A 25732-nucleotide genomic window follows, 5' to 3' on the forward strand; every position below is an offset into this window, starting at 1 on the left:
GTCGCTAACCCACTTACCGGAGACCTCTTCAGTTATCGATCACCGCCACGCCGTGACCTCACCCGGCCCACGCCCACTTACGAAACACGGCCTAGTCGTGCACTGCTCGCACCAAGGTTCGCTACTCCCGCGTCGAGCCTTAACAGGACAGCCTCGAGAACAGCGACGATGCGCTGCTGCTCGGCCAGCGGTGGCACCGGGACGGGGAAATTCTTGATCGCCGTCAAGCTAATTGACGCGAGGTTTACACTTTGAAGACCGTTTTGCTGAAACCATCCTTGCCCGAAGCTATTGGCGAACAGGGCGAGCAGCTTCGGCGCCAGGACTCCGCCCTCAACCCTTGCACGGAAGACATGATTTTGATGGATACACTCCTGAATCTGCCCCTCCCAGATCCAGCCTCGCCCAAGCTTATCTCGATCTCCTCCCTCATTGAGAAGCACGTCACCGTGCTGGAGTCGCAATGCCGCCGCTCTGGGCTCCGGGACACGAATGGTGGAGACGTTCGATAGGTCGAGATAACCACGTTGCACGTTGGCAACCCGAAGGTAGGGCACCTCGACGTAACTTGGGTCTGCCTGCCGCTTTGAGTCCTTCGTTACTCCGCCCACAACTTCAGCGATCTCACCGAGAGTGGCCCAAGTCCAAGATGCGGGAATCTCGAACGGATAGGTCACGCGAACAACTCCTGGTTCAGCTCGTTCAACAGCGGCTCAGCGCGCTTACCGAATGCGCCCGCAAACCCGTCGATCCCACCGCGCTCACTGAACGGCGCGCCCTCCAGAGCATCCGGGGTGATCTCCACGCTGACCGCTATCACGTCCTTGATCCTCTCCAGCCACCACGCCTGATCGGCAGTGAAAGTAGCGCCCGCCTGGTCCTGCCGGAGCAGCCACCCACGGAAGCGCTCCTCGACGAGACTGCGGTACGGGCGCAGCTCCTGATCAAGCCCCAACTCATACCGGATGAGGCTGACAAGATCGGTCACTCCCCTGCTGCCGGGTGCCTCCGCGGTACGGCCGAGCAGCACGTACGACTTCCACAGCGACTCTGGCGTCCACGCCTGCGGCGGCCGGGCGATGCGCGCCGCCAGCTCCTTGAGTTGGTCATAGCCCACCCGACCCCGCCCCTCGAAGAAGACCTGTAACGCGGTGATCTCGTCGCGGTGCTCCTCCAGATAGTCGTGCCAGCTCTTCACGGTGACCTGGGCTCGTTCCTCGGCCGGCACACCGGCTGCCGAGATCAGCTTGTCGGCGTTCACCTCGTCGATGGTGATGTCGTGCGCGCGGCGGATTTCCAGGATGCGCTCGCGCAGCGCCGGGTTCGCCGCGAGCGGGCGCAGCGCGCCGGCCAAGAGGTCACGTACAGCGTCCGGGCCAGCTTCCTTGGCCAGGTTCAGCTGCTCGGGGGCGACCGCGTCGACCAGGCCGCGCACGATGCCGGTGAGTGGCTGCTCAGCGAGATCGGCTAGTTCCGCACGCTCGTCGTCGGTCAACTGCTGCTCCAGCCGGGCCAACCGGGCGGCGAGCGTGGCCACCTCGTCCGCGTCGGCGGTCAGCGTGCCGGCCTTCTTGAGCAGGTCGCGCAGCGAGATTTGCCGTTCGGTGTGCCGTTGCAGGGGCACCGCCTCGTCCAAGTCGGCTTCGGTGACACCAACCGCGTCGACGATGACAAACCGGTCCTTGACCTCGGCGTCGGGCGTGACTGCCTGAAACTCCGCCGCGTCGATGGTACGAGCGCCACGACCCTTCATCTGCTCGAAGTAGGTGGCGCTGCGCACCGGCCGAAGGAAGAACACACACTCCAGAGGCCGGACGTCGGTGCCGGTGGCGATCATGTCGACGGTCACCGCGATGCGCAGCTCCGGGCTGTTGCGGAACGCCTGGATGAGGGTGTCCGGGTTGTCGCCGCCCTTGCGGGAGGCGTAGGTGATCTTCGCGGCAAAGTCGTTGCCCCGTCCGAAGACCAGCCGGACCATCTGCACGATCTCCTCGGCGTGGTTGTCGTCCCGGGCGAAGATCAGCGTCTTGGGAACTGTCGTCCGACCGGGGAAGATCTCGGTGAAGAGCCGCTCACGGAACGTCTCCAGAACCAGCTTGAGCTGTCCCTTCGAGATCACCGACCTGCCGACCTGGCTGCCGCCATACGTGAAGTCGTCTTCGAGCTCCTGGTAACGCTCGGCCCGGGTGCGCCGATCGCGCAGCGGCACGACGGTGCCGGCCTCGATGTCGGCGCCCTTCTCGGTGATCTCGGTCTTGATCCGGTACACGTCGAAACTGACGTTGACGCCGTCGGCGACCGCCTGCTCGTAGGTGTACTCCGAAACCAGGTTCTGCTGAAAGAAGCCCAGCGTCTGCTTGACCGGCGTGGCGGTCAGCCCGACCACGAACGCGTCGAAGTACTCGATGACGCCCCGCCACTTGCCGTAGATCGAGCGGTGGCACTCGTCGACCACGATCAGGTCGAACGTCTCCGGCGGCAGCAGCCGGTTGTAGGCGACCTCGGCCGGTTCGTTCAACTCATAGTCGTCATACGCCCGGTCGTCGAGATCCACGTCCGGCAACTCGTCGCCGTGCAGCGCGCCGTAGAGGCGCTGGATCGTGGAGATGACCACAGTGGAGGAGTCGAGCATGCCGGTTCCCGAGAGCCGATCGACGTTGTACAGCTCGGTGAACTTCCGCCCGTCGTCCGGAGTCTGGTAGCCCGCGTACTCCCGCAGGGTCTGCTTGCCGAGGTTGTTGCGATCGACCAAGAACAGGATCCGCGCGGCGCGGGCGTGCTTCAGCAGCCGGTAGCTACTGGTGACCGCCGTGAACGTCTTGCCAGCGCCAGTGGCCATCTGGATCAGCGACCGCGGATGATCCTCGGCGAGGGAGCGTTCCAGCCCGTCGATGGCGTCCACTTGCGCGGGCCGCAGGCCGAGCCGGTCCAGCGCCGGCATCCGCCGCAGCCGCGCCCGCAACGTCGGTGCCGACCGGTCGTCGTCGGCCTCCCGCATCCACCGCGAGAACGTCTCAGGCCGGTGGAAGGCAAAGACCTCCCGGGTACGCGGGAACGGGTCAAGCCGGTTGACGAAGGCGGTCTCGGTGCCCGTGGCGACGTAGCCGAAGGGCAGCGGATCGGCCCGGCGCCATGCGGCGAGCTTCTGTTCGGCGGTGAGCCCTTTGAGGTAGCGATCGAGCTGCGCCTCGACACCGCGCGGCGCGGTCCCCTCCCGCTTCGCTTCGATCACGCCGACCAGCCGCTGGTTGACGTAGAGCAGGTAATCGGCCCGGCCGGTTGCCAGGGTCACCTCCCGCACGGCAATGCCGGTGCCGGCCCAGAGGTTGATCTGGCTCTCGTCCTGGACGATCCAGCCGGCCGCGCCCAACTGCTTGTCGATCTCGACTCGGGTCTGGATCTCGTTGAGCGGTTCGTGGGAGGCGCGTCGGGCGCGGGCGATGAACTCTTCGCGCCAAGCAGTCGAGACCTTGGCAGTCGCCTTGCTGTCCAGCGCCGCCTGCTCTGCCTCGGCTGCCGACGTAAGGCTCGCTACCAGGGCAGCGGCCCGATCGCGGCGGGCGTCGGCATCGCGAACGGCGCGATCTGCGGCGACCATCGCATCCGCCTTGGCCTGCGCCAGCGACGCCTTGCCTTCCAACAACAGCTTGGTCTGCGCCAGTTCGTCCTTGTAGCGCTGAATCTCAGCCTGGAGCCCGTCTGCGATGCTCTGCGGCACCTGCTGAGGCGGCGGGGACGGTGGCACGAAGCCGAGCGGAGTGCGGTCGCCGGTCAGCGCCCGGTGAAACCAGACCCCCAGCTCGAAGCAGGTCCGCAGCATGTCCAGCGCCGCGCGCACCTCACCCAGGTGATCGTGTACGGCCTTGTTGCCCTGATCCCGGAGACGGTCGAACGCGTGGTAAGTCTCCGCCACGAGCGTGCCATCGCCATACAGGGCCTGAACCCGGTGGTAGAAGTCGCTCTTCTGCGGCTTCGCGCCGGTGCGCCTGACGAGATCCTTGGCCATCTCGTCGCCGAAGGCACGGATCTTGAACATCGCGGCCTGCGCGTCGACATAGACGAGCAGCTCAGCGCCCGCGCCGTACCAGACCAGTAGCGGGTGTTCCTTGAGGAACCCGAAGTTGGCAGACTGCTCTGCCAGACGTCGTACCTGTCGAGGATCCACGACACTCCACGTGGCTAGCCTGCGGTGAACACGTCAGGATAGGGATGATCACCGCTTTGCACAGCCCGCACCACGCGCGGTGACAGCTTTCCGACAGCAGGAACGCCGGTCAACTGCGGCTAGGGTCGGTTGCACAGACCGCCTCGATCGGGCTCGCGAGCTCGCCTTGCGGCCCCTTCGTGTGCCCCCACGCTCGTCCCCGTCGAGCAGTTGCGAGCCTCAGCGGACGAGCGGATCGCCTGAGTCCGGCAGGCTGGCGGGATCGGCCGCAGCCGATGTAATCCGCTGCGTTATGGCCCGCAAGTTGTCCGCGGTGAACCGCTCCGGATCGAGCAATACATTGACTGCAACACCAGGCGCAGCCAGCCAGAACGCCTCGGCAGCACCGATGAGTCCGGGAGCCTCGCCGTGCTGAAAGTCGGTGAGTGCCCAGTCAGCGTTATCGCGCTCGTGATACTCGGCCAGGAAGCCGCGAAGCTCGGCGAGGGACCGCAGCCGGTCGCCCCTAAGCACGTGCACCCGCAGGTCGACTCGGTGGCCGTCCTCGATTTGGCGCTCCCAGAACCGGGTAACGAACCTGACGGTGTCCCACTCGGAGGCAAAGTCCGACACCAGGCCGCCGACTTCCGGCGGCAAATAGCCAATGTGGAAGCCATCCAGCTCACCGCCGTCCCGAGTGACCGGGTCAGGTGCGCCCGTCACTTGGCCGCCTCCATGGCCACCTCCATCCGGTCGAGGTAGTCCCACCACTTCTCGTCGTCCCGGCGGCAGGAGGAGAGGAGGTTCGCCGCAACGACAAAGGCCAGAATAATTGCGTTTTCGGTGGGAACTGCGCTGGCGAACGGCTCACCTCTCATCAGCCTCATCAAGAAGTCCGCCACCTCGCGGCGAGTCGGTTGCGCCCAGGATTCCGCCTCGGCGACTTCATCAGCCACGGCCGAAATCTGATCGTCGCTCGGCCGACCCTTATGGATGTCGACCATCAGAAAACCGACAAGGGTGAGGGCAAGCTCGACGGTTGCAGCCGCCGTGTTGTCGTCGTTGAGGCTCCGCAAGCGCTCATCGAGCTTCGGAAAATCACGCTGCACAGCGGCGTGGATCATGGCTCGCATCGCAGCTTCGGTGGAGCTATTGATCTTCACTCTGATTCCTCTCTCGGCGCCTCTTTAACCATGACTTGCCGGCACTGACCGTGGCCGCCGTCGCCAAGAGCGTCCCGGCGACCGCCTTCGGCAGCACTGGCATGAACTCGGCGACTGTCGCCCAAGCGGCCCCACCAGCCGACGCCCAGAAACCGACTGCTTCCGCGCTCACCCGTTCCCGCCGCCTGGCGGGTCGTTCGATGTCTCGCGCATCAGCGTCTCGGCGAGCACGAGCACCCTCTCCTCGGTTCGGAGGGTTCTGAGGCTGCCGGGGCACATGAGGACGAATGATCGGACTCGCCGCTACGGGTGGTTGGTGGATTGCGCTGCCACCACCCGTGGTCAATTTCCCAGCGCTCGTACCTTGGCGATCGTCTCCTGCACGTGCTGCTTGGCCGGGTCGCCACCCTGCGACGCCTGCGCCAGCGCCTGACGGTACGAGTCGATCATGCCGACCAGCGGACCGGCGGCCACACCCTCCAGCGCACCGGCGACGAGGGCTCGCGCCTCGGCGGCGTCCTGTGCTGCCGCTGCGGTCTTGGCCTTCGCCTCGTCCAGTTTCTGCGACGCCGCCGCCAACCTCGCGATGATCTGTGCTGCGCTCACGCGCACCTCCCCGTGATCGACCATCGCCTCCACCACCACATCGGCGGAGACCACATGGGAGCGTACGAGATCCGCGCACCCAGCGCGACCGGCCGCTCGCTCCCGCGTCGCCGTGGGTATCGTCGCCCACGCTGGCGACTCTGACGGAGTTTGCCCACTGAAGCACGACCGAGTCGGAACGCGACCAGATCTTGGACAGTTTCCGTTAGCTCATAACGGAAACTGTCCAAGATCTAGAGTGACACCACGAAATTGGGGCACTGCATCGCGAAGCGACAAACACCCCGACGCCGCCGACGCCCTCCCACAAGCCCTCGATCTCCGGTTCGTGGCGTCCGCCCGGGAACGCTACGACGCGACCGGGCGCGACGTCGACCCGGTGCTCGCTGAGGCGCTGGTGTGGGCGGCGCTCGGTGAGCGTCCGCCCGTGCCCCACGACGCGGCGGCGATCGTCGCGCGGACGGTGCTGTTGCTTGGCCTGCTCGAAGACGAAGGTCTCGCCGACCGCGAACTCGACGAAGTCCTGGTGGCCGCCGCAGATGCTGCCGACGACACGGAGCACGGCGCGGACCCCCAGCAGGTGGGCACCGCAGTCGAGTCCGACCGGCAGTGAGCGCATCGCTGCGGAAGATCGACACGAGAGCTGAAGTCGGGGTATCCCACTGGCGCAGATACCCCGACTTCAGTGAAACCGAGTGGATCACGCCCGGCTGCGGGCCGGGACAGGACGAGACGGGACCAGGCAGCGCACTACGGCGACGGCGGGCCGTTCTGCGCCCGGGTCTCGGAGCACAGTGGACAGGTAGGTAGCGACCCCGGCTCGGGGACCACGCCCGAGTGCGATGCCTCCTAGACTCGGTGACAGCTTGCCGAGGGAGTGACGGGGCTTGACGGTGCAGAGGACAGACACGACATCGGCTGGTCGGGGCCGCCGGGCTCGCGTCATTGGGCTGTCCGGCGCTCTCCTCGGGCTTCTCGCCCTCCTGCTGGCCGTCGCCGTCGCGACCGGTGACGGGCAGAGCATCCTCAGCAGCCTCCAGTCATCGTCGTCGGCAACAGCCGCGCCCAGTCCGAACCCGGCGTCTCGCGCAGCGCTCTACCGGTTGTGCATCGCCAAGATCCATGGCGATGACGCGTTGGTCTTCTTCCGACGGGAGATCCCCGAGGGCCGGTGGGGAGAACCGCTGCGGGGCACTGCCTCGACGGCCAGTGAGCCGTACGTGCTGTGGATCTTCGACGCTCAGTGTGAACCGCACCGGGCGATCGAGGTGCCACGGCGAAGCAGTCGCACGTTCAAGGCCGAGGTGGGTCAGGTCTGGTACTACGCCGAGGCATCAGCGGGGCGGCCGGCCGATGACTGCTCCTGCCGCATCTTCAGCCCTTCGACCAGCGACAGCAAGCAGGAGTTCGGCGACGAAGGCAGCGTCATCTACCACCCGGACTGATCCGTGCCCAACAGTCGGCGCCCGTGTGCGGTGACGACCAGTCGCCACTCCAGGTCGGTCGTCAGCGCAGACCGCGGACCAGCAACAGATAGGCGCAGTAGGCCATCGGCACCACCAGGAAACAGATCAGGAACCCGAGCGGCAGATATCGCGGCGGGGTGCCGGCGACCATCGCCGGCCGCCCCCAGCGGCCCAGCACCAGGTAGCCGCCGAAGAACGCCACCGCCGGCAGCCCCGCGCAGATCCACGCGCCGAGGGTGAACCCGTCCACCAGGCCGACCCCGGAGGCGAGCACCAGCATCAGCACGAGCACCCCGGCCGCCGCGCCGCACCCGGCGTAGACGGCGACCGCCCTCGCCAGCGGCGACCACGTCGGCAGCAGCGCCGGCCGCTGGGCCAGCAACTCCGCCTGCTGCCCGTGCCGGTCGGCCTCATCGGCCATCCGCCGGGCCAGCTCCAACTCCATCGCCGGGTCCGCCGCGACCGCGCGCTGCGCAGGCACCCCGCCGCCCGCCGGGCTCACCGCCGTCGGCAGCGCCAGCCGCGCCTCCCCCGCCGGCAGTTGGGGGTACGCCCCGACCCCCGCCCGCCCCGGCGCGCCGGCTGCGCCGTCGGGATCCCCGTCACCGGTTCCGGGTGCGGTGGCAGCGGAGGTCGACCCGGTGCCGGACGGCGGGGTGGGCCAGGCAGCGGTCTCGCCCGGCGTTCCCGTCCCCTGACCCGCGTTCGGGCCGGGGGGTGCAGCGGGGGCGGCGGGTGGTTGGTCGACGCCGATGGCTCGGCCGAGCTGGTCGAGGCGCTGCCCCTGAGCGGTGAGCCGCTGCTGGAGGTAGTCGACTGCGGCGTGCAGGTCGCGGCGGCGCGCGGACTCGGCGGCGGCGTGCTGTTCCCCGGCGCGGTGCTGGGCGGAGAGTTGCCGGGCCAGGGCCGCGTACTCCTCGAAGGACACTGTCAGCGCTCCCCGTCCGGGTCGTGCCCGTCGCCGACGAACGGGACGATCAGCCGGGTGCGCTGGTCGTGCCTGTCGATCAGCAGTGCCCGGTCGGGGCGGGGCGTGTAGGTCAGGTCGTGCGCTCCGAGGTGCAGGGCCAGTTCGGCGCCGGGCACGTTGAGCGCGACCAGGCAGGCGACGTCGTCGCGGTTCTGGGTGCCGCCGAGGTCGTCGCCGAGGCGGCGCAGCCCTCGCCACCAACCGAGCAGGTGCACTCCCTGCCCGGGGCCCTGACGCAGGACGGTGCGCAGGTCGTCCAGGCCGGAACGGAACGTGCCGGGGTCGGTGGCCCCGAGGACGGGCGCGGCGGCGTCCATGCCGAACACCACCAGGTATTCACGGCCGGTGGGTTCGGCGGCCAGCGCGGCGATCCGGTCGCGCAGCCCGGCCGCGTCGAGGCGTCCGACCGGGTGACCGGCGGCGCGCAGGATGGCTTCGGTGTCGTCGGCGACCGCGTCGGCGGCACCGACCAGGCAGGCCAGCTCGAACCGGGCGTCGCCGGGGGTGTGCTGGCGGGCCAGGCTGAGTGTCGCGGCCCGCAGCACGTCCGCGCCGGTCGGCGCGGTGCCCACCACGGCGAGGTGCCGACCGGGGGTGGAGTCCATCAGGAACAGTGCTGTGGTGCCGTGCACGTCGACGGTCCGACCGACCAGGGCCATCGGGCGTCGACCACCGGGGCGCAACCCGGCGAACGTGCTGTCGTCCTCGATCCGCGCGGCCTCGTACCCCTTGAAGACCGCTGGGGCCCGCGAGCCCGGCGGGCGGGCCTGCCACAGGTCGTGGCGTAACGCGGCGAGGTCCGCCGTGGCGGCGTGCGCGTCGGGGAAGCGCAGCACGGTGTCGGCGCCGACCGCGCCGGCGGCGGTGTTGACCACGGCGGAGCCGACCGGCAGGGCCGCGGCGGCGTCGTTGAGCTGGTCGAGCACCCCACCCCCGCCGGGCAGCGCCACCCGCAACGCGAACTGCCCGAAGATCGCCTCGGCCCGCCCGTAGAGGGCTTCGATGCCGGTCATGCTCTGGCTGGCGAGCACCAGGTGGATGCCGTACGAGCGGCCCTTGCGGGCCAGGTCCTCCAGCAGGTCGACGGCCTCCCGGGCCAGCGCGTCGTTGCCGGCGAGCAGCACGTGGAACTCGTCGATGACCGCCACGATGCGCGGCAGCGGATTGTCCCGGGGCAGGTCGGCGAGCTTGGTGACGCCGTGCCGCTTGAGCGCGGTGGCCCGGCGCTGCGCCTCCCGGCGCAGCTCGCGCAGCACGGCGAGACCGTACTCGCGGTCGGACTCGATGCCGACGGCACGGGCGTGCGGCAGCCAGGACGGGTCCCGGTCGGTGGGCACGAACTCGGTGAAGCTCACGCCCTCCTTGAAGTCGAGCAGGTAGAGCTGCAACTCGGCCGGCGAGTAGCGGGCGGCCAACCCGTAGAGGACGTCGAGGAGGAAGACGGTCTTGCCGGCGCCGGTGCGCCCGCCGACCAGCCAGTGCGGCGTGGCGTCGTCGAAGGCGAGCGTCAGCGCGGTGTCGAAGGATGCAGCGCCGCCGACCCGGCCGACCACCGTCCGCAGGCCGTTGCCGGCGGACTCGGCCCAGCGCCGTTCGGGCAGCAGGTCGGTGAAGGGCAACGCGTCGGCGCGACGGGTGGCGGTGCCGAGGTGCTCGGCGAGCGCGCGGACCGAGGCCGGCGGCGGGTCGCCGTCGAGTAGGACGGGTGCGGCGAGCCCGCTGCCGTCGGCGCTGAACGGGGTGCCGGGTGGGTCGCCGACGTGCGCGTACCCCTGGTTGAGCCGTATTGCTGTGGTGCCGCCCAGTGGCGGCGCGGTCTCACCGGGCAGCCGGGACGGGTGGCCGGCGAGCAGCACGCACACGGCGGCGGCCGGGCCGGCGTGGGTGAGCGCGGCGAGCCGGGCCAGCTCGCGGGGCGGCGGCGCGGCGGTGGCGACCACCACCAACAGGCGGCGGGCGGCGGGCTGGCCGTGCTGCGCGGCGCGGGCGTGCTGCTCGGCGGCGTCGAGCAGCGCGGCCACCTCGGCCTCGCCGGTGGCCGGCGGGTCGAGCACCCCGGCGTCGAGCAGTGGTCGCAACGGGCCGAAGGTGGCGCCGAGCGCGGCGGTGTCGATGCCGGCGACGCGGACCTGGCCGGGCGGCGCGGTGGCGACCATCCGCAGCACCAGCGCCCGCAGCAGCCCGGCGACCTGCGGGTCCCGGGCGTCGGTGTCCAGGGCGAGGTGGTGCCCGCCACCGAGCGGGACCAGCACCGGAAAGCCGCCGTCCGCTGTGGACGCCTCGCCGATCCGCACCGCGGCCGGCTCGTCGGTCAGCGGGGTGACGCCCGGGGCGGGGGTGGCCAGGGCACCGCCGAGACGGGCGAGGCGGGTCACCAGGTCGTCGGCGCCGGCCGGCGCGACGGCGGTCGGTGCCGTCCCCAGGGCGTCGCGGGCGGTGTCCAGATGCGCGCGAGCCGCCCGGTGGGAGTTGACCGCCTGCCCGTACGCCGACGCGAGCCTGCCCACCCTCTGCCCCCAACGCCACGGCCGCCTGGTCCCAGGAACCCTAACGGACACCGGTGGCACCCGGACAGTCCTGCGAGGACGTGTCACGCCGGACGGGTCAGGCGGGGCCGCACGTCGCCGGGCCGGACCCGTCGGCCGCCCCGCAGCGGAACACCTCCACCGGCGCCTTCGCCACGTCGGGCACCTGCTCGACCCGCATCAGGGCCAGTCGCTTGTCGACCGGCTCCCCCGAGTCGGGCGTGAACCGGATCAGCCCGGCCACCCCCGGGTAGCCCTGCCCGGCGTTCTGCCGGAGCACCTCCGCGTGCACGGCCACCGGGTTGACCGAGTCCGGCTCCCAACGTTGCCGCGGGTCGGCGTGGTGCAGCCGGGCGGCGAGGCTCTCCACGGCCCGGATGAGCATCATCGACGCGTCGTAGGCGAGGCTGACCCGCTCACCGACCTGTTCTTCGGAGTCGGGTCGGCAGCGCGGCGGGTCGTCGGTCAGCCGCTGCCCGGTGCGCCACTCGTCGAGGCGGGTGATCCGGGGGCCGAACTGTTGTCGGAGCCCGTCGACGAGGGTGCCGACGTAGAGGTCCTCGGTGAGCGTGCTGCCCTCCAGCGTGGTGTAGAAGACGTGCGCCTCGTCGACCTTCAGCACCTGCTTGGCGTACGCGTCGACCAGCTTCACCTGGTCCTTGTTCGGCGCGGAGATCTGGAGGTAGAGGCGGGAGTTGGCGTCCATCTTGTCGGCGGAGAGGGTGGGCGCCAGCACCGGCAGCCCGACCTGGTTCAGCTCGCGCAGCGCGCGGGCGGTGCTGGTGCGGCTCTCCACCAGCCCGACCACCCCGAGCACCGTGGGGTCGTCCCGGGCCAGGTCGGCCAGCATCGCCACCGCCCGGTCGGCGTAGATCATCTGGCGGCCGGCGTTGGCGACCACGATCCGCAGCAGCGCGGCACCGTCGGCGCCGGCCGACTCCTTCAGCAACGCGTACTGGGCGGTGGCCATCCCTTCGAGCTCCTCGCGCTCGGAGACGTACGACTCCTCGTCCGCGCGGGTCCGGTTGCCGGTGAGGGTGCCGAGGTAGACCAGGGTGAGGAAGGGCCGCCGCCGGTCGCTGCGCTGCCAGACCTCCTCGGCGGCGCGGTTCTGGGCGAAGATGCGCTCCTGAACTGTGCGCAGCCGGTCCTGACCGGGGTCGTTGTTGAACACCTGGGCGGCGCTGTCGCTGTAGCCGACACACTCGCCGCTGCCGGCCACCTCGACCGACACCTGGCCGGTGAGCGAGGGGTGACAGCCCAGCCCCCACCGGCTGGCCACCCACAGGCCGAGCACCGCCACCAGCACCAGGCAGAGCGCCGTCGGCAGGAAGCGTCGCGACCACCACGGCGGGTCGGGCGCGGAGAAGGGCCGCAGCCCACCACGTGACGGTGGGCCGGTGTCGGTCTCGTCGGGACGCAGCGCCACCAGCCAGGTGGCCGGGCGGCGCAGCCGTCGCATCTCCGGCAGCGCACCGGCCCACTCGTCGTACGCCTCGTCGGCCTCGGTCAACGGGTGCGGTTCGGGCAGGTCCGGTGGGGGTTGCCCACCGGCCGCGACGATCAGAAGCGGGTCGTTGCGGCCGGTCTCGGTGCGGACGTCACCGATCAGACGGACCAGTTCCCCGCCGACGTTGCCGGGCGCGACGTGATCGATCAGCAGAGCCGGGTACGCGGTGCGCCGCCAGTCCGACAGACGCCACGGCCGACGCCGGTACGCCTGCCGCAGGTCCTCCAGGAACGCGTGCAGCAGCAGCTTGTTGACCTGGTCGGGTTGCTCCCCGTCGCGCCAGCCGGCGGTGAGACGCTCGGCGAAGCCGAGGAAGGTGACCGATTGCCGGGGCGCCAGATACTGCTGGCGCATGAACCAGTTGTAGTGCCGCCCGAGCACCGGCACCCGACCGGAGACGGCAGCGCGGAAGACCACCCCCGGCACGGCGCGACGGACCAGCCAGAGCAGCACCTGCGAGACGATGCTGACCGCGTCGCCGCCGGAGGGCACCGCCTCCGGCGTGCGCGGGCCCCTGCGGTCGCGCAGCCGGCGGACCAGGGCCGCGCGGCTGTCGTCGGCGTCGATGCCCAGGTTGAGGCTCTGCTGCATCAGCCAGTCGGCGAGCGGATAGTGCCGGAAGCGCAGCCGGGCGGCACCGAAGGCCTCCAGGGAGAGCTGCCGGTGCAGCTCGCGCAGCAGCGCCGGCACGTCCCCGGCGCCGGGCGGCGCGTCGGCGTCCAGCACGGCGTGCGGGACCCGCCGCCGGGGGCCCTGGCCGAGGAACCGGCGCAGCGGCACCATCAGATCCGCGGTGTCGGAGCGGACCAGCCACAGCAGCGGCAGCCGGCGGTCGCCGCGGCGGGGTCGCCGCAACAGCCGGGCGAGCAGCGTGAACAACTCCAACCCGCCGGCCGGCTGGCGTTCCCGACCAGCGGTCGGCTGTCGTTGGCCGGTCAACTCCCGCCTGGGTAACTCCGAGCGCCGCACGTGTCACCTCCGATCAACACAGTGTGACCTTGCGGTGCAACGCACGCCAGAGGGCGACGACCGACGATGGGTGTGGCGGGCCGGCGACGTTCACAGTTGTCGATTAGGTTGGCCTGGCGAACACCCGATGGAGGGAGTCCACCCCGTGCGACGAGTCCTCACGGCGGCCACCACCGCCCTGACCCTCACCACCGCCGGCACCATGCTCGCCGGCACCCCCGCCCAGGCCGCCCCGACGGGCTGGGGCCGTCCGGTCGTCTCCGCAGCGCCGCAACCCGGCGCGCCCGGACTGGGCGACAGTTACTTCCCCGACTACGGCAACGGCGGCTACGACGTCGAGCACTACGACGTCCGGCTGCGCTACGAACCGGCCACCGACCTGCTCACCGGCACCACCACGATCCTCGCCACCGCCACTGAGGACCTCTCGACGTTCAATCTGGACTTCCTGCTCGACGTCGAGTCGGTCCGGGTCAACGGTTGGGCGGCGAGCAGCACCACGGCGGGGGCGCACGAGTTGGTGGTCACCCCGGGCCGCACGGTGACCCGGGGCCAACAGCTCACCATCGTCGTGCGGTACTCCGGTGTCCCGTCGGAGGCCCTGGTCAACGGCTACACCGGCTGGACGCGCACCGACGACGGCGCCCTCGCCGTCAACGAGCCCGAGTCGGCGTGGTGGTGGTTCCCGAGCAACGACCACCCGCTGGACAAGGCTACCTACGACATCTCGGTCTCGGTGCCCACCGGCGTCGAGGTGATCAGCAACGGTGTGCAGCCGAGGCCGCCGCTGGCCGAGGCCGGCAACCGCACCCGGTGGATCTGGCGGACCACCTCCCCCACCGCCACCTACCTGGCCTTCATGGCCATCGGCCAGTACGACATCGTCACCGACACCACCCCGGGCGGCCAGCCGGTGATCAACGCGTACAGCACGTCGCTGGGCGCTCTCGGGCCGGCCGCGCGGGCCAGCATCGAGCGGACCGCCGAGATCGTCGACTGGGAGAGCGGGATCTTCGGCCCGTACCCGTTCGAGGCGCAGGGCGGTGTGGCCGGGCCGATCGACGGCATCAGCTTCGCCCTGGAGACGCAGACCCGCCCGGTGTACGGGCCGGGCTTCTGGCGACGCGGCGCCAACACGTACGTGGTGACGCACGAGCTGGCCCACCAGTGGTTCGGCGACTCGGTCTCGGTGGCCGACTGGCGCAACATCTGGCTCAACGAGGGCTTCGCCTCGTACGCCGAGTGGCTCTGGTCGGAGGAGCAGGGCGAGGGCACCGCCCAGGAGGTCTTCGACTTCACCTACGCCAGTTACCCGGCTGACGACGGCTTCTGGCAGGTGCTGCCCGGCGACCCGGGTGCTGCCCGGGTCTTCGACAACGCCGTCTACGACCGGGGTGCGATGGCCCTGCACCAGCTGCGGCTGGCCGTCGGTGACGACGCGTTCTTCGAGATCCTGCCGACCTGGACCGCCGAGCGCCGGTACGGCAACGGCACCATCGAGCAGTTCCAGGCCCTGGCCGAGCGGGTCTCCGGACTGGACCTGGACGACCTGTTCACCACCTGGCTGTTCACCGCCGGCCGACCCGACGTGGCCAGCGCCGCCCGCAAGGCCGCCGCACCGACCGAACCCAGATCCTGGGCCAAGATCCGCGAGTCCCACGAGCTGATGTCCCACTAACCCCACCCCACCCCGCCCACGTCGATCATGGAGTTGTGGTGCCTGACATATCAGGTAAGGGCGTATCTTCTGCCCACCACAACTCCATGATCGACCGGCGGGGGTCGCGCGGCCGGGGTTACCGGGTCGCGGCTTCTACGGCGCGGATGTGCCGGTACGCGAACCAGAGCGGCGGGAACGCACCGACCGCGAAGGACAGGTCGATGAGCGTCCAGAACCAGGGGATGTCCCGGATCGGGCCGCAGATCAGCGCCAGCGGAACGATGCCGGCGCAGGCGATCATGCCGACCTGCACCACCCAGACGTTGCGCACCGGGTCGCGCAGCGGCCCCCAGAAGGCCACTGCCAGCACCAGGTGGGCGAAGGCCAACCAGTCGGTGCCGTAGAGCAGGAACGGGTAGTCCTCGCCGGCCGTCACGAGCCCGGTGTGCACCCGCTCGATCCAGGCGACCAGCGCGGGCAGTTGGCCGGCGAGCGGATCCAGTACGCGCAGCAGCCAGCGCACCTCGATCTCCAGCGGAAACGCGGTGACTCCACTCAGGAAGAGCCCGATCAGCACGACCCACAGCCATCGGCGGGTGCGCCGTAGCCGCTCCTCAATGTCCATGATCGCAGCGTAACGATGATCTTCAGGCTGCTCTGTCCCGGAAGCGGGCCGCCGAGGGTGACCGCTGTCTCAGCGGTTCGCCACCGGCCCGGCGGTGGCCAACTCCCGGAGCCGGACCCCGCCCGACCGCACCGCACCGGCCTCGGCGGGCACGATGACGCAGACCGCCCCGGTGGGCCGCACGATGCGGGCGGCCCGGAACGCCGCCCGTCGTACCGGATGGCGGGGTCGCGGAACGACGAGCGCGAGGGTTGCCGCACGGCCGCGCTGCCGATCGAGGGCGACGCCCGCCGCCGTCGTGGCGATCGCCGCTGCGGCTCCGGCGAGGACGAGCGTCTGCCGGGGCCCGGCATGTTCGGCGAGCCAGCCGAGCAGCGGGGCGCCGACCGCGGCGGAGACCGAGCCGGTGACCACCAGGGCGGCGAGCACCCGGCCCCGCATCGCGCCGTCGGTGTCGAGCTGGGCGCGGGTGCCGACGGTGGTGTCGATGACCACCGCGGCGGCGGCGATCGGCAGGATCACCGCGGCGAAGCTCCAGGTGCCGGGCGCGAGGCCGGCGATGATCTGCAACCCGCTGGCGACCAGGCCCGCGACGACGAGCGTCCGGTAACCCAGGGAGCGCCGCCGGGCCGCGACGAGCGCGCCCACCACGGTGCCGACCGCGAACACCGTCGACAGCAGGCCGTACCCGGAGGCGCCGGCGTCCAGCGGTCCGTCGCTCATCGCGGCCATGGTCACCTGGTAGTTGCGGCCCAGGCTGCCGAGCACGAACGACAGGGCGAGCGCGAGGAGCAGCGCCGGCTGCCCGCGCAGGTAGGCGAACCCGGCGCGGACCCCGCCCCGCGTCCGGCCGGCGTCCGGGACCGGGAGGCCGGGCACGCCCACCGGGCGTACGGCGAACAGCGCCACCACCACGGCGGCGAAGCTGACCGCGTTGATGCCGAACAGCAGGGCGGGTCCGACGGCGGCCACCACCACGGCACCGAGGCTCATACCGAGGATGCGGCCGGCGGAGTTGCTGAGCGAGCCGAGCGCCAACGCGTTGCCCAGCGTCTCCCGGTCGACGAGGCTGGCGGCCCAGCGCCCCATCACCGGGCCTTCGATCGCCGAGACGGCACCGGTGGCCAGCGAGATCGCAAAGATCAGCGGCAGGCCGCCGACCCCGGTCAGGGCGACCGCGGCCAGTCCGGCGGCGAGCACCGCATGGGCGCACTGGGCGGCGATCAGCAACGGGCGGGCTGGCAGCCGGTCGGCCAGCACGCCACCCCAGACGCTGAGCAGCAGCGTGGGCGCCGCCTGGAGCAGCACGGCGAAGCCCATGGACGTCGCGGAGCCGGTCTCCTTCAGGACGTACCAGTTGACCCCGAGGACCTGCATCCAGGTGCCGATGACGGAGACGAAGCCGGCGACCGCCCAGATCCGGTAGCTGCGGTGGCGCAACGCGGCGAAGGTGGCACCTCTGGCCACGACGAACCTCCAGCGATCGGCAGCATGCTCACTCACACCGATCGCGGCGCGGTTCGGCAGCCGACAAGTCTTGCCGGCTTAAACCTTCTTGCCCACATTTGTGAGCGGCTTCACCAGCGGGAATGCCCGGCCGGTGCGGCGGCGGACCTGCCGCACCGACCGGACACCCGCACCTCAGCGAGCGGCGAGAGCCTGTGCGGCCGGGCCCACCGGGGCCGGCAACGCACCGACACCGCCCAGATAGCTGTGGATGGCCGCGGCGACCGCCCGCCCCTCCGCGATGGCCCAGACGATCAGCGAAGCGCCCCGGTGCATGTCACCAGCCACGAACACCCCGTCGGCGTCGGTCTGCCAGTCGTCGCGGGCGTCGATGGCGCCCCGCGGGTTGCGGGCCACGCCGAACTGGGCCAGCAGCGGCTGCTGCTCGGTGCCCTCGAAACCGATCGCCAACAGCACCAGATCGGCCAGCAACTCCCGCTCGGAGCCCGGCACCACGGTGACGACCCGCCGGCCGTCGCGCTTCTCCACTGTCACCTCGGCGATCCGCACCGCTCGCACCTGGCCGGTGCCGTCGTCCACGAACTCCTGCACCGCCACGGCGAAGACCCGCTCGCCACCCTCCTCGTGCGCCGGGTAGCTACGCAGCACCCACGGCCAGGTCGGCCACGGATCCCGTGCCTCGTCGCGCTCCTGCGGCGGCTGCGGGTACAGGTCGAGCTGGTGCACGCCCGCGGCGCCCTGGCGGTGCGCGACGCCGAGACAGTCGGCCGCCGTGTCACCTCCGCCGATGATCACCACGTGCTTGCCGGCCGCGTCGATCGGCGTGCCGTCGGGCAACACCGCGGGCGCCAGCCGACGCTCGGCGGTGGCCACCACGCCGGCCTGGTCGGTGGCCGCCGTGGCGACCGCGCGATTCGCCGCGACCAGGTGCGCCATCGCCTGGTGTACGCCCCGAAGCGCCCGCCCCGGGGTCTCCGGGGTGTCCCGGCCCTGCAACGCCCCACAGGCCAGCAGCACCGCGTCGTGCTCGGCGCGCAACTGCTCGGCGGTGACGTCAACGCCGACGTTCACGCCGGTGCGGAAACGCACCCCCTCGGCGGTGAGCTGGGCCAACCGGGCATCGATGTGCCGCTTCTCCAACTTGAAGTCGGGAATGCCGTACCGGAGCAGGCCACCGATCGCGTCGTCGCGTTCGTACACCGTCACCGCGTGACCGGCGCGGGCCAGCTGCTGGGCGGCGGCGAGCCCGGCGGGCCCGGAGCCGACGACGGCGACCGACCGGCCCGACGGCGCCGGCACCGCGCGGGGGGTGAACCCGCGCGCCGCGGCGGCGTCGGCGATCTCCACCTCGACCTGCTTGATGGTCACCGGTTGGCCGCCGGAGATGCCGAGCACGCAGGCCGCCTCGCAGGGCGCGGGGCAGAGCCGGCCGGTGAATTCCGGGAAGTTGTTGGTGGCGTGCAGCGACTCCACCGCGGCGTCCCAGTTGCCGGTCCGCACCAGGTCGTTCCAGTCCGGGATGCGATTGCCCAGCGGGCAGCCGTCGTGGCAGAACGGGATGCCGCAGTCCATGCAGCGGGTGGCCTGCTCACGGACCAACTCCTCGCCGGCCGGCGGGTACACCTCCCGCCAGTCGCTGATCCGCACCGGCACCGGGCGGCGGGCCGGCAGCCGCCGGTCGTAGCGCAGGAAACCGTTCGGGTCAGGCACGTGCCACCTCCTGGGCAGCCACCCGCGGGGCGGGCGGCACCTGCGCGGCCGGCGCGCTCAGCGCGCCCATCACCGCGTCGTCGACGTCGCGGCCGGCTGCTTCGGCGGCCCGCATGATCTCCAGCACCCGGCGGTAGTCGCGGGGTACCACAGCGGTGAACTCGGCCACCGCCTCCGGCCACCGCTTGAGCAGCTCCTCGGCGACCGCCGACCCGGTCTCGGCCACGTGCCGTTGGACCAGCTCGTGCAGGAGCGACTGCTCCTGCTCGCCCAACGGCAGCAGGTCGACCAGCTCCGCGTTGACCCGGGCCCGATCCAGGTGGTGCACGAACGCCGTGCCGCCGGACATGCCCGCCGCGAAGTTCCGGCCGGTCGCGCCCAGCACCACCACGGTGCCGCCGGTCATGTACTCGCAACCGTGGTCACCAACACCCTCGACCACGGCGACCGCGCCGGAGTTGCGCACCGCGAACCGCTCCCCCACCCGGCCGCGCAGGAAGACCTCGCCCGCCGTGGCCCCGTACAGGATGGTGTTGCCGGCGATGATCTGATCCTCGGCCCGTTGCCCCGGCTCGGCGTCCGGGTCGAGGAACGGCGCGGCGGCGTCCGGACGGACGATGAGCCGACCCCCGGAGAGGCCCTTGCCCACGTAGTCGTTGGCGTCGCCGTGCAGGCGCAGGGTGACGCCGCGCGGCAGGAACGCGCCGAACGACTGCCCCGCAGTGCCGTGCAGCACGAACTCGACGGTGTCCTCGGGAAGGCCGGCGCCGCCGAAACGACGGGTCACCTCACCACCGAGCATCGCGCCGACGCTGCGGTGCTCGTTGCGCACCGCCACCTCGACCCGCACCGGCGCCCCGTCCGTCAGAGCCGGACGCGCCAACGCGATCAGCTCGTTGTCGAGTGCCTGCTCCAGGCCGTGATCCTGCGCGCGGACCCCGCGTCGGGCCGCGTCGGCGGGCAGCTCCGGCAGGTGCAGGACGGACGCCAGGTCCAACCCGTGCGCCTTCCAGTGCGTCAGCGCCGGGGCCACGTCGAGCATCTCGGTCTGCCCGATCGCTTCCTCGATCGAGGAGAAACCCAGCTCGGCCAGGTACCCCCGGACCTCCTCGGCGAGGAAGAGGAAGAAGTTCTCCACGAACTCCGGCTTGCCGGTGAAACGCTCCCGCAGCACCGGATTCTGCGTGGCGATGCCGACCGGGCAGGTGTCCAGGTGGCAGACCCGCATCATCACGCAACCCTCGACGATCAGCGGCGCGGTCGCGAAGCCGAACTCCTCCGCGCCGAGCAGCGCCGCGACCAGGACGTCCCGGCCGGTCTTGAGCTGGCCGTCGACCTGCACCGTGACCCGGTCGCGCAGCTTGTTGAGCAAGAGCGTCTGCTGCGCCTCGGCCAGCCCCAGCTCCCACGGGGTGCCGGCGTGCTTGAGCGAGTTCATCGGGGAGGCGCCCGTGCCGCCGTCGTGGCCGGAGATCAGGATGACGTCCGCCTTGAGCTTCGCCACCCCGGCGGCGACGGTGCCGACGCCGACCTCGCTGACCAGCTTGACGTGCACCCGGGCCGCCGGGTTCACGCACTTCAGGTCGTGCACCAACTGGGCGAGGTCCTCGATGGAGTAGATGTCGTGGTGCGGCGGCGGAGAGATCAGACCCACGCCGGGGGTGGCGTGCCGGGTCCGGGCGATCCACGGCCAGACCTTGTTACCGGGCAGCTGACCGCCCTCGCCCGGCTTGGCGCCCTGGGCCATCTTGATCTGGAGGTCGTCCGCGTTGACCAGGTATTCGCTGGTCACGCCGAAGCGGCCGCTGGCGATCTGCTTGACCGCCGAACGGCGGGCCGGGTCGTGCAGCCGCTCGACGTCCTCGCCGCCCTCACCGGTGTTGGACTTGCCGCCGAGCCGGTTCATGGCGATGGCGAGCGTCTCGTGCGCCTCCGCCGAGATCGACCCGTACGACATGGCGCCGGTGGCGAACCGCTTGACGATCTCGGTGGCCGGCTCGACCTCCTCGATCGGCACCGCCGGGCGGACGCCGGTGCGCAGGGTGAACAACCCGCGCAGCGAGCCGGCCTGCGCGGCGAGCGCGTCGACCTTGGCCGTGTACTGCCGGAAGACGTCGTACTGCCGGCTGCGGGTGGCGTGTTGCAGCAGGAACACCGTCTCCGGGTTGAACAGGTGCAACTCACCCTCGCGGCGCCACTGGTACTCGCCGCCGACCTCCAACCGGTCCGAGGTGGCGGTGCCGGCCGGCGGCCAGGCCAGCGCGTGCCGAGCGGCCACCTCGGTGTGCACGCCCGCGAGACCCACCCCGCCGATGCGGCTGGGGGTGCCCCGGAAGTAGCGCTCGACCAGCCGGCTGTCCAGGCCGACAGCCTCGAAGACCTGCGCACCGCAGTACGAGGACACCGTCGAGATGCCCATCTTGGACATGATCTTCAGGACGCCCTTGCCGAGCGCCTTCGCGTAGTTGCGCACCGCTGCGGCGGGCTCCACCCCGGCCAACAAGCCGGTGGCGATCATGTCCTCGACCGACTCGAACGCCAGGTACGGGTTGACCGCCGCCGCGCCGTAGCCGATCAGCACCGCCGCGTGGTGCACCTCCCGGCAGTCCCCGGACTCGACGATCAGCGCCGCCCGCGTACGGGTCTGCTCGCGGACCAGGTGCTGGTGCACGGCGGCGGTGAGCAGCAGCGACGGGATCGGCGCCAGGTCGGCGTTGGAGTCCCGGTCGGAGAGCACCAGGATGCGCACCCCGTCCTCGATCGCCTCGGAGACGTGCCGGCAGATCTCGGTCAGCCGCGCCTTGATCCCGGCGGCACCTTCCCGGATCCGGTACAGCCCGGAGACCCGGACCGCCTTGAAGCCGGGCAGGTCGCCGTCCTCGTCGATGGAGAGGATCTTCGCCAGCTCGTCGTTGTCGAGGATCGGGTGCGGGAGCACGATCTGACGGCAGCTCGCGGCACCCGGGTCGAGCAGGTTGCCCTCCGGCCCGATCGTCGACGCCAGGCTGGTCACCAGCTCCTCGCGGATGGCGTCCAAGGGCGGGTTGGTGACCTGGGCGAAGAGCTGGTGGAAGTAGTCGTAGAGCAGCCGCGGTCGGGTGGACAGCGGCGCGATCGGGGTGTCCGTACCCATCGAGCCGAGCGGCTCGGCACCGGTACGGGCCATCGGCCCGAGCAGGATCTTCAGCTCCTCCTGCGTGTAGCCGAAGGTCTGCTGCCGGCGGCGCACCGAGTCGTGCGTGTAGACGGTGTGCTCGCGCGCCGGCAGGTCGTTCAGCTCGATCAGCCCGGCGTGCAGCCACTCGGCGTACGGCTGGGCGGCGGCCAACTCGGACTTGATCTCCTCGTCGTGCACGATCCGCCCGGCGACCGTGTCGACCAGGAACATCCGGCCCGGCTGAAGTCGCCCCTTGGCGACCACGTGGGCCGGGTCGAGGTCGAGCACGCCCGCCTCGGAGCCGAGCACCACGAGCCCGTCGTCGGTCTGCCACCAGCGCCCCGGGCGCAGCCCGTTGCGGTCCAGCACCGCGCCGACGATCTCGCCGTCGGTGAAGGCCACCGACGCCGGGCCGTCCCACGGCTCCATGAGGCTGGCGTGGAAGCGGTAGAAGGCGCGCTTGGCCGGGTCCATACCCGGGTCGTTCTCCCACGCCTCGGGGATCATCATGAGCACGGCGTGTGGCAGGCTCCGCCCGGCCAGGTGCAGCAACTCCAGGACCTCGTCGAAGTTCGCCGAGTCGGACGCCGCGGGGGTGCAGACCGGGAAGACCCGCCGGATGTTGCCCGGCACGTTCGGCGAGCGCAGAAGCGCCTCGCGGGCCTGCATCCAGTTGCGGTTGCCCCGGATCGTGTTGATCTCGCCGTTGTGGGCGATGAACCGGTACGGGTGCGCCAGCGGCCAGGACGGGAAGGTGTTCGTGGAGAAGCGGGAGTGCACCAGCGCGATGGCGCTGTCCACCCGCTCGTCGCGCAGGTCCGGGTAGAACGCCGGCAACTGGTCGGGCGTGAGCATGCCCTTGTAGACCATGGTGCGGCTGGACAGCGACGGGAAGTACGCCGGAACGCCACGCTCGGCGGTCTCCCGCTCGGCCTGCTTACGCAGACAGAACGCCACCCGGTCCAGTTCGAGGCCGCGCAGCGGGGAGCCGGCCGGGCCGTCGGGTGTGTCGGTGAGGCGGTGCGCCGCCAGGAAGAGCTGCCGGACCCGGGGCATCGCCGCCAGGGCGGTCTCACCCAGGTCACTCGGGTCGATCGGCACGTCCCGCCAGCCGAGCAGATCGGCGCCCTCGACCAGTGCGTACTTCTCGACGACCCGGCGGGCACGCGCCTCGGCGGCATCGTCGTCGGGAAGGAAGACCAGCCCGGTGGCGTACTCGCCCGCCGGGGGAAGCGCGACGTCGGCCACCGCGCGCAGGAACGCGTCGGGCACCTGGATCATGATGCCGGCGCCGTCGCCGGTGTTCGGCTCCGCGCCCCGGGCGCCCCGGTGGTCCAGCCGACAGAGCGCGCCGAGCCCGTTGGCGACGACCGAGTGTAAACGCCGGCCGTGCAGGTCCGCCACGAAGGCCACGCCGCAGGCGTCGTGCTCCTGCGCTGGGTCATAGAGGCCCTGGGCGGACGGACGGGGGTGGGGCGTCGGGGACGCCTGCGGGCTGTGGGGGTGCGGCTGTTCTGTGTCCGCGTACGGCTGAGCCACCGGGCCTCCTGTCGTCACTCAGGTTGGATCATGGTGGGGACGACGTCGGCCCGTGGGTCTATTGAGTCTACGTTAGGGCTGGGGTCGCACGGCCACCCGAGATTGATCACACCGTCCACTGGCTGGGACGTGTAGTCTCGCGCGGTGGATCCGCTACACAAGCACGTCTTCGACCGGTTGGAACGCTTCTACGACGCGGTGCCCCGCGACGTCGCCGGTGCGGAGGAGCATGGCGCGTTGGTGCTGTTCGTCCGCGAAGGTGCCGGCTGGCCGTTCTATGCCCGCCCCCGGATCGACGCCCCCGAGCCGCCGTCGCTTGCCGACGTAGTCTCGGTCCGCGAGCGCCAGCGGAAGCTGGGCCTGCCGGAGGCCTTCGAGTGGGTGCACGAGACGACCCCGGAGCTGCTGGCGGTGGCCCGCTCGGCGGGGCTCAGCGTGCTGGAGGCGCCGCTGATGGTGCTCGACCCGAGCGCGCTGCCCGACCCGGCGACGCTCTCCGACGCGGCGGTGCGGGTGCTGGCCGCTGACTCCCCCGGCTTTGCCGCCGATGTCGCCGCACGGCGTGCGGTGGCAGCGGTGGCGTTCGCCGCCGCCGGCACCGCGCCCGGCGAGGCGGGTCCGGCCGAACGCGACGCCGCCGTCACCGAACTCGAACTGGCCGCGCTCGACGAGGAACGCGTCCGGATCGCCGACGGGCGACGGATCTCCGCGCTGGCCGGCACGCCGAACGAGGGCGCGCTGGCCAGCGGCATGGCGATGCGGGTGGACGACGTCGCGGAGGTCGCCGGGGTGGCCACCCTGCCGTCCGCCCGACGACGCGGGCTGGGCGCCGCGCTCACCGCCACCCTGGCCCGGGAACTCCTCGCCGCCGGCACCGAACTGGTCTTTCTCTCCGCGGGCAGCGAGGAGATCGCGCGGGTCTACCTGCGGGTCGGCTTCCGCCGAATCGGCACCGCCTGCATCGCCGAACCCGCCGCCCTCATCCCCTGACCTGCCCCGCTCCACCGACGTGCGTCGCGGCCGAGGTCAGGTCGGTGGGCGCCACTGGGCGGCGGAGGCGGCGGCGCTGGAGAGCAGGCGGGAGTTGATCGTGCCCAGTGCGGCGTCCCGGGCGCGCAGCGCCAACCGGCCCCGGGTCTGGAGCACCGCCGACATCCGCCGGGTCTGCCGGACCACTGTCGCGGCCCGGGGGCGGCGCACCCGGTCGTACGTCTGGACGGCGTCGGGCAGCCGAGCCTCCCGCAGCAGCGATGCGAGCGTCGCGGCGTCCTCGAACGCGAGGCAGGCGCCCTGCCCGAGGTGCGGCGGCATGGCGTGCGCCGCGTCGCCGAGCAGCACCACCCCACCGGGCCCGACCGGAAAGCCGTACGCCCGGGGCAGCGGGCGCAGCTCGCGAACCTCCTGTTGGACCAAATCGGCCGGGTTGGTGGCGTCGAGCAGCGCGCCGACCGGCGCGGGCCAGCCCGCGTACCAGCGACGCAGCAGGGCGAGCTGGGTCTCCGGTGGTTCCGGGCGGGGCGCGCCGGCGGCGGTGGCCACCCAGTAGATGCCGCCCCGGGTGGACCCGCCCGAGGAGCCCCGCTCGCCCAGCGACGCGGCCACGAACCGGTAACCCGCGCCGAGAATCTCGCCGGCCAACGGCTGATCGTCGGGGAGCCGAGGTGCCTGGTACCAGGGGATGACGGCCCGCCAGGCGGCGCATCCGGAGCTGACCACCCGGGACTCGGGCGCGAGTTGGCGGCGGATACCGCTGTCGGTGCCGTCGGCGGCCACCACCAGATCGGCCTCGATGGTGTGCCGCCCGTCGCTGACGCCCGGCCGCTCGCCCGGCTCGACGCGGACATGCCGCACCGTCACACCGGTCCGCAACTCGACCCGCTCGCCGAGGCCGGCGATCAGCGCGTCGTGCAGATCCTCCCGGTGCACCACCACCGGCATCCGGTCGGCCGGAACGGGCCGGGGCTGTACGAGCCAGTGCCCGTCCGGGCGACGGACCCCGCCGTCGGGCAACGGGGTGGCGATGGCGGCCAGGCCGGCGCCGAGGCCGAGGGCCTGGAGCGCGCGGACACCGTTGGGCCAGAGCACCACCGCGGTGGGCTCGGGGCGGACCCGTTCGGCGCGTTCCAACAGGGTGACCTGCCAGCCGGAACGGGCCAGCGCGCCGGCCACCGCGAGGCCACCGACCCCTGCGCCGACCACCACCGCGCTTCGCATCGGTGCC

Annotated in this window: 17 protein-coding genes; 4 read left to right on the top strand and 13 right to left on the bottom strand. The window is 71.4% G+C overall.

Annotated features, from left to right (window positions below; translation table 11 throughout):
• Positions 1 to 77: 77 nt before the first annotated feature.
• The 5 genes from ACIBEF_RS15310 to ACIBEF_RS15330 form a co-directional block, all read right to left on the bottom strand.
• Positions 78 to 677, bottom strand: a complete 600-nt coding sequence (locus ACIBEF_RS15310; RefSeq protein WP_396793944.1) for a restriction endonuclease subunit S — start codon at positions 675 to 677, stop codon at positions 78 to 80.
• Complete coding sequence (locus tag ACIBEF_RS15315; protein ID WP_396793945.1) at positions 674 to 4165, bottom strand: DEAD/DEAH box helicase family protein; 3492 nt, start codon at positions 4163 to 4165, stop codon at positions 674 to 676. The genes ACIBEF_RS15310 and ACIBEF_RS15315 overlap by 4 nt, the downstream gene beginning before the upstream one ends.
• Positions 4166 to 4384: 219 nt before the next feature.
• Positions 4385 to 4867, bottom strand: coding sequence for a hypothetical protein (locus ACIBEF_RS15320; RefSeq protein ID WP_396793946.1), 483 nt, complete (start codon positions 4865 to 4867; stop codon positions 4385 to 4387).
• Entirely contained in the window at positions 4864 to 5307 is a 444-nt protein-coding gene (locus ACIBEF_RS15325; RefSeq protein WP_396793947.1) for a hypothetical protein, read from the bottom strand. The genes ACIBEF_RS15320 and ACIBEF_RS15325 overlap by 4 nt, the downstream gene beginning before the upstream one ends.
• A 342-nt stretch (positions 5308 to 5649) precedes the next feature.
• A complete protein-coding gene (locus ACIBEF_RS15330; RefSeq protein WP_030489032.1) occupies positions 5650 to 5913 on the bottom strand; it encodes a DUF6244 family protein in 264 nt (87 codons plus the stop codon).
• A gap of 328 nt (positions 5914 to 6241) precedes the next feature.
• Here ACIBEF_RS15330 and ACIBEF_RS15335 point away from each other — a divergent pair, with 328 nt between their 5' ends.
• Both ACIBEF_RS15335 and ACIBEF_RS15340 read left to right on the top strand, forming a co-directional pair.
• A complete protein-coding gene (locus ACIBEF_RS15335) occupies positions 6242 to 6526 on the top strand; it encodes a hypothetical protein (RefSeq protein WP_396793948.1) in 285 nt (94 codons plus the stop codon).
• 280 nt (positions 6527 to 6806) lie between these two features.
• Complete coding sequence (locus ACIBEF_RS15340) at positions 6807 to 7358, top strand: hypothetical protein (protein WP_396793949.1); 552 nt, start codon at positions 6807 to 6809, stop codon at positions 7356 to 7358.
• Positions 7359 to 7419: 61 nt separating this feature from the next.
• Here ACIBEF_RS15340 and ACIBEF_RS15345 read toward each other — a convergent pair whose 3' ends face one another.
• From ACIBEF_RS15345 to ACIBEF_RS15355, 3 genes are all read right to left on the bottom strand, one after another.
• On the bottom strand, positions 7420 to 8307 hold the full coding sequence (locus ACIBEF_RS15345) for a hypothetical protein (protein WP_396793950.1): 888 nt from the start codon (positions 8305 to 8307) through the stop codon (positions 7420 to 7422).
• Positions 8308 to 8309: 2 nt separating this feature from the next.
• The gene (locus tag ACIBEF_RS15350) at positions 8310 to 10856 is read right to left on the bottom strand and encodes an FtsK/SpoIIIE domain-containing protein (RefSeq protein WP_396793951.1); all 2547 of its coding nucleotides are present in this window, start codon (positions 10854 to 10856) and stop codon (positions 8310 to 8312) included.
• 97 nt (positions 10857 to 10953) lie between these two features.
• On the bottom strand, positions 10954 to 13353 hold the full coding sequence (locus tag ACIBEF_RS15355) for a hypothetical protein (RefSeq protein ID WP_396793952.1): 2400 nt from the start codon (positions 13351 to 13353) through the stop codon (positions 10954 to 10956).
• 145 nt (positions 13354 to 13498) lie between these two features.
• Here ACIBEF_RS15355 and ACIBEF_RS15360 point away from each other — a divergent pair, with 145 nt between their 5' ends.
• Positions 13499 to 15031 carry a M1 family metallopeptidase gene (locus ACIBEF_RS15360; protein WP_396793953.1) on the top strand — a complete coding sequence of 511 codons (1533 nt, stop codon included), beginning with the start codon at positions 13499 to 13501 and terminating at the stop codon, positions 15029 to 15031.
• A 118-nt stretch (positions 15032 to 15149) separates the two neighbouring features.
• Here the strand turns inward: ACIBEF_RS15360 and ACIBEF_RS15365 are convergent, their stop codons facing one another.
• The 4 genes from ACIBEF_RS15365 to gltB all read right to left on the bottom strand — a co-directional run bounded on the left by ACIBEF_RS15365 (position 15150) and on the right by gltB (position 23511).
• Positions 15150 to 15638, bottom strand: coding sequence for a hypothetical protein (locus ACIBEF_RS15365; RefSeq protein WP_396793954.1), 489 nt, complete (start codon positions 15636 to 15638; stop codon positions 15150 to 15152).
• 69 nt (positions 15639 to 15707) lie between these two features.
• Complete coding sequence (locus ACIBEF_RS15370) at positions 15708 to 17105, bottom strand: MFS transporter (RefSeq protein WP_396793955.1); 1398 nt, start codon at positions 17103 to 17105, stop codon at positions 15708 to 15710.
• A 174-nt stretch (positions 17106 to 17279) separates the two neighbouring features.
• Positions 17280 to 18815 (bottom strand): glutamate synthase subunit beta, encoded by a 1536-nt coding sequence (locus ACIBEF_RS15375; protein WP_396793956.1) that lies wholly within the window; start codon positions 18813 to 18815, stop codon positions 17280 to 17282.
• Positions 18808 to 23511 (bottom strand): glutamate synthase large subunit, encoded by a 4704-nt coding sequence (gene gltB, locus ACIBEF_RS15380; protein WP_396793957.1) that lies wholly within the window; start codon positions 23509 to 23511, stop codon positions 18808 to 18810. The genes ACIBEF_RS15375 and gltB overlap by 8 nt, the downstream gene beginning before the upstream one ends.
• A 144-nt stretch (positions 23512 to 23655) precedes the next feature.
• Here gltB and ACIBEF_RS15385 point away from each other — a divergent pair, with 144 nt between their 5' ends.
• Positions 23656 to 24501, top strand: coding sequence for a GNAT family N-acetyltransferase (locus ACIBEF_RS15385; RefSeq protein ID WP_396793958.1), 846 nt, complete (start codon positions 23656 to 23658; stop codon positions 24499 to 24501).
• Positions 24502 to 24537: 36 nt separating this feature from the next.
• Here the strand turns inward: ACIBEF_RS15385 and ACIBEF_RS15390 are convergent, their stop codons facing one another.
• Positions 24538 to 25725, bottom strand: a complete 1188-nt coding sequence (locus ACIBEF_RS15390; RefSeq protein ID WP_357222586.1) for an NAD(P)/FAD-dependent oxidoreductase — start codon at positions 25723 to 25725, stop codon at positions 24538 to 24540.
• Positions 25726 to 25732 lie beyond the last annotated feature (7 nt).

Source organism: Micromonospora sp. NPDC050795 (assembly GCF_044456785.1).
Taxonomy (GTDB): Bacteria; Actinomycetota; Actinomycetes; order Mycobacteriales; family Micromonosporaceae; genus Micromonospora.